Genomic DNA, 10,238 nt, shown 5'->3' with positions numbered 1-10,238 from the left:
ACCGAAATACTTGGTGATTGCTGCGGTCAGCGTGGTCTTGCCGTGGTCAACGTGGCCAATCGTGCCGATGTTGACGTGCGGTTTTGTACGCTCAAACTTTTCCTTTGCCATGATGGCCTCCTTTTTCGGTAATGAAGGGAGCCCGTTACCCGAGCTCCCTCAAATCTTCGCTTATGCGTATTTCGCCTGGATCTCGTCCGAGATGTTCTGCGGAACCGGATCGTAGTGGTCGAACTGCATGGTGAACTGGGCTCGGCCCGACGACATCGAACGCAGGGTGTTGATGTAGCCGAACATGTTCGCCAGCGGAACAAACGCGTCGATCGCGATTGCGTTGCCGCGCGGTTCCTGACCAGACACCTGGCCACGACGCGAGGTCAGGTCGCCGATGATACCGCCGGTGTATTCTTCCGGGGTGATCACTTCGACCTTCATGATCGGTTCCAGCAGCTTCGCGCCAGCTTTGCGCATGCCTTCACGCATACACATCCGCGATGCGATTTCGAACGCCAGAACGCTCGAGTCAACGTCGTGGAACTTACCGTCCAGCAGGGCAACCTTGAAGTCGATCACAGGGAAGCCAGCCAGCGGGCCGCTGTCCATGACCGAGTTGATGCCTTTTTCAACACCGGGGATGTATTCCTTCGGAACGGCACCACCAACGATGCGGCTTTCGAACGAATAGCCTTCGCCCGCCTCGGTCGGCTGGATCTCCAGCTTGACTTCCGCGAACTGACCCGAACCACCCGACTGTTTCTTGTGGGTGTAGGTGTGTTCAACCGGCATCGAGATGGTTTCACGGTATGCCACCTGAGGTGCACCGATGTTCGCCTCGACTTTGAACTCGCGCTTCAGACGATCAACCAGGATGTCCAGGTGAAGTTCGCCCATGCCCTTCATGATGGTCTGACCCGATTCCAGGTCGGTTTCCACACGGAAGGACGGGTCTTCAGCGGCCAGACGGGCCAGACCCTGAGACATCTTCTCTTGGTCGCCCTTGGTTTTGGGCTCAACTGCGATCTCGATCACCGGATCAGGGAAGGTCATGGTTTCCAGAACCACCGGATCCTTCGCATCACACAGGGTGTCACCGGTGGTGGTGTCTTTCAGACCCGCCAGCGCGATGATGTCGCCTGCAAACGCTTCTTCGATCTCTTCCCGGTTGTTCGAGTGCATCATCATCATACGACCGATGCGCTCTTTCTTACCTTTGGTCGAGTTCAGGATCGAGTCACCCTTATTCATGGTGCCCGAGTAGATCCGAGTGAAGGTCAGCGAGCCAACAAAGGGGTCGTTCATGATTTTAAACGCCAGGCCCGAGAAGGCCATGTTGTCATCGGCACGACGTGCGATGTCACGAACTTCTTCTTCGTCGCCGGGTTTGAAGCCCATGTAATCAACAACGTCCAGCGGGCTGGGCAGATAGTCGATCACAGCGTTGAGCAGCGGCTGAACGCCTTTGTTCTTGAACGCCGAACCACCCAGAACCGGAACGAACGCGATTTCCAGAGTACCTTTGCGCAGCAGGGCGCGCAGGGTCGGAACGTCGGGCTCATTGCCTTCCAGGTATTCCATCATAGCGTCGTCGTCCATTTCGACGGCCGCTTCGATCATCTTGCCGCGCCATTCGTCAGCCATGTCTTTCAGGCTGTCGCGGATCGGTGCTTTGATCCAGCTTGCGCCCAGATCTTCGCCCTGCCACAGCCACTCTTCCATAGTGACCAGGTCGATCAGACCTTCCAGTTCGGACTCGGCGCCGATCGGAATACCAACCGGAACAGCGCGTGCGCCTGTGCGATCTTCGATCATGCGAACGCAGTTGAAGAAATCTGCGCCGATCTTGTCCATCTTGTTGACGAAAACCATACGCGGAACCTTGTAGCGGTCAGCCTGACGCCACACGGTTTCGGTTTGGGGCTCAACACCGGCGTTTGCGTCCAGAACGCAGACGGCACCGTCGAGAACCGCCAGCGAACGCTCAACTTCGATGGTGAAGTCAACGTGGCCGGGGGTGTCGATGATGTTCAGGCGGTGCTTGGGGGTATCGGCGGTCTGACCGTCCTCGGTGCGCTCCCAGAAAGTGGTGGTCGCAGCCGAAGTGATGGTGATACCGCGTTCCTGCTCCTGCTCCATCCAGTCCATGGTGGCTGCACCATCGTGCACCTCACCGATGTTGTGGGATTTACCAGTGTAATACAGGATACGCTCCGAGCAGGTGGTCTTACCTGCGTCGATGTGCGCCATGATACCGAAGTTACGGTACAGTTCGAGCGGATATTCGCGTGCCATTGGTCTAAGCCTCTCGGATTACCAACGATAATGGCTGAAGGCTTTGTTCGCCTCGGCCATCTTGTGGGTGTCTTCGCGCTTTTTCACGGCGGTACCGCGGGACTGTACGGCGTCCAGCAGTTCGCCGGCAAGGCGCTCTTCCATGGTGTTTTCGTTGCGGCCGCGCGCAGCGGTGATCAGCCAACGGATGGCCAGCGCTTCGCGGCGCTCAGGGCGCACTTCGACCGGAACCTGATAGGTTGCACCACCAACCCGGCGCGAGCGAACCTCGACCGACGGTTTGATGTTGTCGAGCGCTTCGTGGAACACTTCGACAGGAGCGCGCTTTACCTTGTTCTCAACGCGGTCAAAGGCGTTGTAAACGATGCGCTCCGCGACCGACTTCTTGCCGTCGATCATCAGGTTGTTCATGAATTTGGTCAGTACCTTGTCGCCAAATTTGGCGTCAGGCAGGACTTCGCGTTTTTCGGCGGCGTGACGACGTGACATATCAGCCTCTCCTTCTTACTTGGGACGCTTCGCGCCGTATTTCGAACGGCGTTGCTTACGATCTTTGACGCCCTGAGTATCCAGAACACCGCGCAGGATGTGGTAACGCACACCGGGAAGGTCTTTTACACGGCCGCCACGGATCAGAACAACCGAGTGTTCCTGCAGGTTGTGGCTTTCACCGGGGATGTACGAGATGACCTCGAACCCGTTGGTCAGGCGCACCTTGGCAACCTTACGCATAGCCGAGTTCGGTTTCTTCGGTGTGGTGGTGTAAACACGTGTGCAGACGCCGCGTTTCTGCGGGCACTGCTCCAGGTGCATGGACTTCGAGCGTTTTACTTTGGGCTGCCGCGGCTTGCGGATCAGCTGTTGAATAGTTGGCATTCCGGTTTCTTCCCCGTTTTGCAACACACATGACATGCACGCGCGTTGCGTGCGGTTAAACTTGCTGCACTTATGCGTCCACAAGCGCAAAACCCGCGAGCGTTCCCATTCCGAGGTGAACGTCGCGGTTGGTTATCAGAGGGCGCGAACTACAAAATTGTCCGGGCCTTGACCAGTTCATTACTGAAATCGGTTATGGGGCGGCCCCCGGTACCGAGATGTCGCGCGTAATAGGGGGAGTCGGCCCGAGTGTCAACAGTGCTTGCCCTGTCAGCCGGATGTCACTGTTTTAACAAGAATCGGCAACGGGTTCCACAACGTCTCTCCCGTTGCGGGTCATCGAGGACATCTGCATAGTGGCCCAGAAACTCTGCGATGGACGAAACATGCAAGTTATTGGCCTGTGCCGCTTTTCTTATCCCGCGATCGGCGGCTATCAGGTCGAACACGATACCGTCGAGGAACGGCGGCAGTATCTGTACAACCCTGCCCGATTGGAAGAACGGTTTCGCCTGTTCGAAACGACCACCCTGCCCTGTTTTCGCGAGCATACTGACGAAGACTTTGAACTGCTGGTCGTGATCGGAGAGTGCCTTCCCAAAGAGTCGATGGAGCGGCTCTACGATCTCACCTCGGGTATCAAGCAGATCCGCATTGTCAAACGCGCGCCGGCCCGCCACCGTCCTCTTGTCAAAGAGGTTCTGCACAGCGCCCGCAAAGATCCGGATCAGCCCTGCATACAGTTTCGGCATGACGACGATGACGCCGTTTCTGTTGATCTGGTTGAACGTCTGCGCGAAGCCGCCGATGACGCAAAGGGGCTTGCCCGGTACAATCGGACAATTGGATTGGATTTCAACAACGGTTTCCTGGCCCGGTTCGGCCCGGATGGTGTTCGCGCCGCCCAGGTGTTCAGACCGCTTTTGGGGGTTGGTCTGGGGATGTACATCGCCGGCGGCTGCAAACACACGATCATGAGCTTCACCCACCACAAGATCGGCCGCTTCATGCCCGTGATCAGCTATCCCGACGCGCCGATGTGGGTCAGGACCCTGAACAATTTCAACGATTCACCCCACGCCCGCGCCAGCAAAACCGAGCTGTTTCAACTGACCCCCGAACAGGAGGGAGAGTTCATAGCGCGCTTTGCCATTGAACAGGACGACGTGAGGCGGGTTCACTCCGCCGGTTGAGCTTGACGTTCGCGGAACAACGTGAACAGCCCTGCCCCAACGACCAGAACCGCACCGAACATCGTGATCGTATCCGGCCAATCGCCGAACACGACCCAACCCAGACCCAACGCCCAAATCAGACTGGAATAGCGGAAAGGGGCGATAAAGCCTACGTCCCCAATCCGCATGACCATGACGCTGCACAGGTATCCGGCCAGCACGAATACTGCCGCCGATGCCACCATCAAGCCCGAGCCTGATGTAACCGGTTCCCAACCGGTTGCTGCGGTCGCGACCCCGGCCGCCAAAGTGATGGACAGCGATGTCGCTAACGTGACGGCCAGCGATGGTACATGAATGGACATGCGCCGCGTTATCAGATCCCGCGCCGTCACCGAAGCTACTGCGATCAGAGCGTAAATGGCGTAGATGCTGAAACCGTCAGGCCCCGGTCGTACGATCAGCAACATACCGGCGAACCCCATTCCGATTGCCAGTATTCGTCGCCAGCCGATATGTTCACCGAAGAACAGAACCGCCCCAAGCGTCACTGTCAGCGGCAGGGCCTGCAAAACGGCGGTCACGTTCGCCAGTGGCATGTGCAGCAATGCAGTCAGAAAGAAAAATGTTGCCGAAAGTTCGGCCAGGCATCGTGCAGCCACCAGCCATTTGTCGTGGCGTGGAAAATTCAGATGCAGCGCACCCAGATGACGCGCCATCAGAAATACCAGAAACGTCGCCAATGCACCACGCATGGCGACCATCTGAAACAGCGGCATTTCCGCCCCTGCAGCCTTGATCAGAGCATCATTGACAGTAAAGGCAGCCATACTGCCCATCATCAGCATCGCGCCCTTCACATTCGGACTCATCGTGGAAGATTCCAATTCTCAAAAGAAACTCAGCCCATTGGCCGCAAGGCCGTAGGGGATGTCAATGAACATCCTTGGGCTAGAAAAGCGCTATTTCTTTTCAGCCTGGTAAAACAACCAATTTGTGATCCATGTCCCTTAGGGCATGGTCAATGCGTGGCGCAATCTCCGCCCAATCACCCCCGGCCAGGCCCGCGCCGATCATCGGATAGCCTATGCGCGCGGTCGGAAACCCCCGTGCAATCATTTCGAAACAGGCCGAGATCGCGTCGTATTCCACAAGCCGTCCGGGTCCGTCCCAATGGAACTGAGTATAGGCGTTTGCTATTACAAAGCTGGTTGCCCCCCTCGACACAGATGCCATTGAAACGGTGCCCAGTTTTGAGCGAACCCCATATTCAGTCTGCTTGTCGGCCTCCAGAGCGTCAGGGAACTCAGCCGCGATTACTCTGGCGATCCCAGCACCCATCGCGTGGAAACAATTGCAGCCATGGACGATGACGTCAAATTCACCGTCTAGTGCAAGCTGTATCAAATCACCCTTGATCGTTGGCATCGAAAACCCTTTGGAACAGTCGATTGCCTCTGATGACCGCTTTCGCGGCTATTCCGTAACTGTCTTAGCACGACTGGGCACATGCGCATACCGGTGACCTCTCTAAGTAAATGTACCAGGCGCAAAAAATGAAAAGGCCCCGCAAAATTGCGGGGCCTGATCGATTGAATGTTGCGGTGCTTACTCGCGGCTTTCCGGTGTTTCCACCAGAACGTCCAACTCGTCACCCACGATATCGTCATCCATGACCGGAGCGGCGAGGGCAGCGGCCGCTTCGGCCTCTTCCCGACGGGCTTCGATCACGACGTTGTCGCGGCCTTGCGCAACCTGACGCACGGCCTGAGTCGCACCACCGGTACCGGCGGGGATCAGACGACCGACGATGACGTTCTCTTTCAGGCCAACCAGCTTGTCCTTCTTGCCCTGAACCGAAGCTTCGGTCAGCACGCGGGTGGTTTCCTGGAACGACGCCGCCGAGATGAACGAACGCGTTTGCAGCGAGGCTTTGGTGATCCCCAGCAGGATCGGCTCGCCCTGTGCCGGACGACCACCGCGGGCGATGGTCTTCTCGTTGGCCGCGTCGAACTCCTGCTTGTCGACATGCTCACCTTTCAGCAGGGTGGTGTCGCCTGAATCCAGGATCTCCCACTTCTGCAGCATCTGTCGCACGATGACTTCGATGTGCTTGTCGTTGATCTTCACGCCCTGCAGACGATAGACGTCCTGCACCTCGTCGATCATGTAATCCGCCAGCGCTTCGACACCCATGATGGACAGGATGTCGTGCGGAGCCGGGTTACCGTCCATCAGGTATTCACCCTTCTGGATGAAGTCCCCTTCGGCGACCGGGATGTGCTTGCCCTTGGGCACCATGTACTCGATGGTCTCCATGGACTCGTCTGCCGGTTCGATGCTGATGCGGCGCTTGTTCTTGTAGTCGCGACCAAAGCGCACGTAACCATCGGCTTCTGCGATGATCGCGTGATCTTTCGGACGACGGGCTTCGAACAGTTCGGCCACACGCGGCAGACCACCGGTGATGTCCTTGGTCTTGGCGCCTTCACGCGGAATACGCGCAACAACGTCACCGGCTTCGACCTGCTGACCGTCTTCGACCGACAGGATCGCATCCACCGACATCGGATAGTGAACCGGGTTGCCCGCATCGTTGCGGACCGGCTCGCCATCCTCACCGACCAGAATGATCTCGGGCTTCAGTTCGCTGCCTTTCGGGGCCGCGCGCCAGTCGATCACAATCTTCTGGGTCATACCGGTTGCTTCGTCGGTCTCGTCGCGGACAGCAAGGCCCGAAACCAGGTCAACGTATTTCGCGGTACCGGCTTTCTCGGCGATGATCGGCAGGGTGTACGGGTCCCACTCGAACAGCTTGTCGCCACGGGCCACCTTGGTGCCGTCCTTGACGAACAGCTTGGAGCCGTAGCCCAGCTTGTGGCTGGCACGCTCTTCGCCATGCTCGTCCTTGATCACCAGCTTCATGTTCCGGCCCATGACCAGGCTTTCGCCCGCCGCATTGACCAGAATCTGCGGGTTCTCGAACGACACCACGCCTTCCTGGCTGGCTTCCTGGAACGACTGCTGACCACCTTGCGCAACACCGCCGATGTGGAAGGTCCGCATCGTCAGCTGCGTACCGGGTTCACCGATGGACTGGGCGGCGATGATGCCGACAGCTTCACCTGTGTTCACCATGGTACCGCGAGCAAGGTCACGACCGTAGCAGGTTGCACAGACGCCTTCCTCGGACTCGCAGGTCAGAGGCGAACGGATGCGGGTCGATTGAACACCGGCTTCATCAATGGTGTCGGCCATACGCTCGTCGATCAGCTGACCAGCTGCCACAATCACCTCATCCGTACCCGGACGTAGGATGTCGTCTGCAGCCACACGGCCCAGGATACGCTCGGCCAGCGAAGCGACAACTTCACCGTCATTGACCGCGGCTTCCGCAGTGATCGCACGCTCGGTGCCACAGTCGACTTCACGAACGATGCAGTCCTGCGCCACGTCCACCAGACGACGGGTCAGATAACCCGAGTTCGCCGTCTTCAGAGCGGTATCCGACAGACCCTTACGGGCACCGTGGGTCGAGTTGAAGTACTCGAGAACGGTCAGACCTTCTTTAAAGTTCGAGATAATCGGTGTCTCGATGATGTCACCGTTCGGTTTGGCCATAAGGCCGCGCATACCGCCCAGCTGTTTCATCTGAGTGACCGAGCCACGCGCACCCGAGTGGGCCATCATGTAGACCGAGTTCGGTTCCTGTTCGGCACCGGCCTCATCACGCGACGACGCCGAGATGGTGTTCATCATGGCTTCGGTGACGCGGTCGTTACACTTCGACCAGGCATCGACAACTTTGTTGTACTTTTCGCCCTGAGTGATCAGGCCGTCCATGTACTGCTGTTCAAAGTCTTTCACCTGATCGCGGGTGTCATCGACGATGCCCCACTTGTCGTTCGGGATGACCATATCGTCCTTACCGAACGAGATGCCCGCCTTGAACGCCTCTTTGAAGCCCATCGACATGATCTGGTCACAGAAGATGACCGACTCTTTCTGACCGCAGTAGCGGTAGACAGTGTCGATCACCTGCTGCACTTCTTTCTTTCGCAGCAGGCGGTTGACCAGCTCGAAAGGCGCCTTGTTGTTCATCGGCAGCAACGCACCCAGGCGCAGACGGCCCGGAGTGGTTTCGTAACGCTTCTGAACTTCGTTTCCTTCGTCGTCGATCTGCGTGATCCGCGCGGTGATCTTGGTGTGCAAGTGCACTTCGCCGGAATCCAGCGCGTGCTGAACTTCGTCAATCGAACCAAACACCTTGCCTTCGCCCGGCATGCCTTCGCGTTCCAGGGTCACATAGTACAGACCCAGAATCATATCCTGCGACGGAACGATGATCGGCGCGCCGTTTGCAGGCGACAGAACGTTGTTCGTCGACATCATCAGAACACGCGCTTCCAGCTGCGCCTCAAGGCTCAGCGGGACGTGAACGGCCATCTGGTCACCGTCGAAGTCGGCGTTGAAGGCCGAACAGACCAGCGGGTGCAGCTGGATCGCTTTACCTTCGATCAGGACCGGCTCGAACGCCTGAATGCCAAGACGGTGCAGTGTTGGCGCACGGTTCAGCATGACAGGGTGTTCGCGGATCACCTCGTCGAGGATGTCCCACACTTCGGGACGCTCTTTCTCGACCAGTTTCTTCGCCTGTTTCACGGTCGAAGACAGACCCTTGGCCTCGAGGCGCGAGTAGATGAACGGTTTGAACAGCTCCAGCGCCATCTTCTTGGGCAGACCACACTGGTGCAGCTTCAGCTCGGGGCCGGTCACGATGACCGAACGGCCCGAGAAGTCGACGCGCTTACCCAGAAGGTTCTGACGGAAGCGGCCCTGCTTACCCTTCAGCATGTCAGACAACGATTTCAACGGACGCTTGTTGGCGCCGGTGATCACGCGGCCACGACGGCCGTTGTCGAACAGAGCGTCAACGGATTCCTGCAGCATCCGCTTTTCGTTGCGGACGATGATGTCAGGTGCGCGCAGTTCGATCAGACGCTTCAGACGGTTGTTCCGGTTGATGACGCGGCGATACAGATCGTTCAGATCAGACGTCGCGAAACGGCCGCCATCCAGCGGAACCAGCGGACGCAGTTCCGGCGGGATGACCGGGATCACAGTCATCACCATCCACTCTGGCCGGTTGCCCGACTCGAGGAAGGATTCAACAACCTTCAGACGCTTGATGATCTTCTTGGGCTTCAGTTCGCCGGTTGCTTCGGCCAGATCAGCGCGCAGCTGCTCGGCTTCGGCTTCCAGATCGATCTGGGCCAGCATCTCGCGGATGGCTTCAGCGCCGATATTGGCGGTGAACGCGTCCATGCCAAAGGCATCCTGCGCGTCCATGAACTCTTCTTCGGTCAGCATCTGGCCGTAGGTCAGGTCGGTCAGACCGGGCTCGATGACAACGTAGTTTTCAAAGTACAGAACGCGTTCCAGATCGCGCAGCGTCATATCCAGCATCAGACCGATGCGGGACGGCAACGATTTCAGGAACCAGATATGCGCAACAGGCGCGGCCAGTTCGATATGGCCCATACGCTCGCGGCGAACTTTCTGGAGGGTGACTTCCACACCGCATTTCTCGCAGACAACGCCGCGATACTTCATCCGCTTATATTTGCCGCACAGACATTCGTAATCTTTGATCGGGCCAAAGATACGCGCGCAGAACAGACCGTCACGTTCAGGCTTGAACGTCCGGTAGTTGATGGTTTCGGGTTTCTTGATCTCACCATAGGACCAAGACAGAATCCGTTCAGGGCTGGCCAGCGAAACCTTGATCTCGTCAAAGACTTTCGGCGGTGTCAGCGGGTTGAACGGGTTGTTGGTGATTTCCTGGTTCATTTTGATACCTCAAATTTTGCGGAAGGGGGGACGGGAGAAAGGGCCGAG

The 10,238-nt window shown here is 57.8% G+C and carries 8 protein-coding genes; 1 reads left to right on the top strand and 7 read right to left on the bottom strand.

The window, feature by feature from the left end; translation table 11 throughout:
* The 4 genes from ACR0AA_RS17760 to rpsL all read right to left on the bottom strand — a co-directional run.
* Nucleotides 1-111: GTP-binding protein (locus tag ACR0AA_RS17760; protein ID WP_170744588.1), on the bottom strand; the 111-nt coding region annotated here is incomplete at its 3' end.
* A gap of 60 nt (nt 112-171) precedes the next feature.
* Entirely contained in the window at nt 172-2,289 is a 2,118-nt protein-coding gene (gene fusA, locus ACR0AA_RS17755; RefSeq protein WP_480665247.1) for an elongation factor G, read from the bottom strand.
* A gap of 18 nt (nt 2,290-2,307) precedes the next feature.
* Nucleotides 2,308-2,778: a 30S ribosomal protein S7 gene (rpsG, locus tag ACR0AA_RS17750; protein ID WP_010441203.1), complete on the bottom strand. Its 471-nt coding sequence runs from the start codon at nt 2,776-2,778 to the stop codon at nt 2,308-2,310.
* 15 nt (nt 2,779-2,793) lie between these two features.
* A complete protein-coding gene (gene rpsL / locus ACR0AA_RS17745; RefSeq protein ID WP_005621086.1) occupies nt 2,794-3,165 on the bottom strand; it encodes a 30S ribosomal protein S12 in 372 nt (123 codons plus the stop codon).
* A gap of 386 nt (nt 3,166-3,551) precedes the next feature.
* Between rpsL and ACR0AA_RS17740 the strand changes: the two genes are divergently transcribed.
* Nucleotides 3,552-4,358: a putative rhamnosyl transferase gene (locus tag ACR0AA_RS17740; RefSeq protein WP_480665246.1), complete on the top strand. Its 807-nt coding sequence runs from the start codon at nt 3,552-3,554 to the stop codon at nt 4,356-4,358.
* Here the strand turns inward: ACR0AA_RS17740 and ACR0AA_RS17735 are convergent.
* The 3 genes from ACR0AA_RS17735 to rpoC form a co-directional block, all read right to left on the bottom strand.
* Nucleotides 4,343-5,212, bottom strand: a complete 870-nt coding sequence (locus ACR0AA_RS17735) for a DMT family transporter (RefSeq protein WP_480665245.1) — start codon at nt 5,210-5,212, stop codon at nt 4,343-4,345. The two genes, ACR0AA_RS17740 and ACR0AA_RS17735, sit on opposite strands and share 16 nt — an antisense overlap.
* Nucleotides 5,213-5,312: 100 nt before the next feature.
* Nucleotides 5,313-5,768 (bottom strand): macro domain-containing protein, encoded by a 456-nt coding sequence (locus ACR0AA_RS17730; RefSeq protein WP_480665244.1) that lies wholly within the window; start codon nt 5,766-5,768, stop codon nt 5,313-5,315.
* 180 nt (nt 5,769-5,948) lie between these two features.
* The gene (gene rpoC, locus ACR0AA_RS17725; RefSeq protein WP_480756517.1) at nt 5,949-10,190 is read right to left on the bottom strand and encodes a DNA-directed RNA polymerase subunit beta'; all 4,242 of its coding nucleotides are present in this window, start codon (nt 10,188-10,190) and stop codon (nt 5,949-5,951) included.
* Nucleotides 10,191-10,238: the final 48 nt, after the last annotated feature.

This window comes from Ruegeria sp. CE8 (assembly GCF_056537465.1).
The sequence above is the reverse complement of the archived record's forward strand: the minus strand, read 5'-3'. Positions and strand labels throughout refer to the sequence as shown.

What these genes read in the sequence shown, in the direction of transcription:
- fusA (WP_480665247.1), bottom strand. Translation starts at nt 2,289, where the DNA reads ATGGCACGCGAATATCCGCTCGAACTGTACCGTAACTTCGGTATCATG.
- rpsG (WP_010441203.1), bottom strand. Translation starts at nt 2,778, where the DNA reads ATGTCACGTCGTCACGCCGCCGAAAAACGCGAAGTCCTGCCTGACGCC.
- rpsL (WP_005621086.1), bottom strand. Translation starts at nt 3,165, where the DNA reads ATGCCAACTATTCAACAGCTGATCCGCAAGCCGCGGCAGCCCAAAGTA.
- ACR0AA_RS17740 (WP_480665246.1), top strand. Translation starts at nt 3,552, where the DNA reads ATGCAAGTTATTGGCCTGTGCCGCTTTTCTTATCCCGCGATCGGCGGC.
- ACR0AA_RS17735 (WP_480665245.1), bottom strand. Translation starts at nt 5,212, where the DNA reads ATGAGTCCGAATGTGAAGGGCGCGATGCTGATGATGGGCAGTATGGCT.
- ACR0AA_RS17730 (WP_480665244.1), bottom strand. Translation starts at nt 5,768, where the DNA reads ATGCCAACGATCAAGGGTGATTTGATACAGCTTGCACTAGACGGTGAA.
- rpoC (WP_480756517.1), bottom strand. Translation starts at nt 10,190, where the DNA reads ATGAACCAGGAAATCACCAACAACCCGTTCAACCCGCTGACACCGCCG.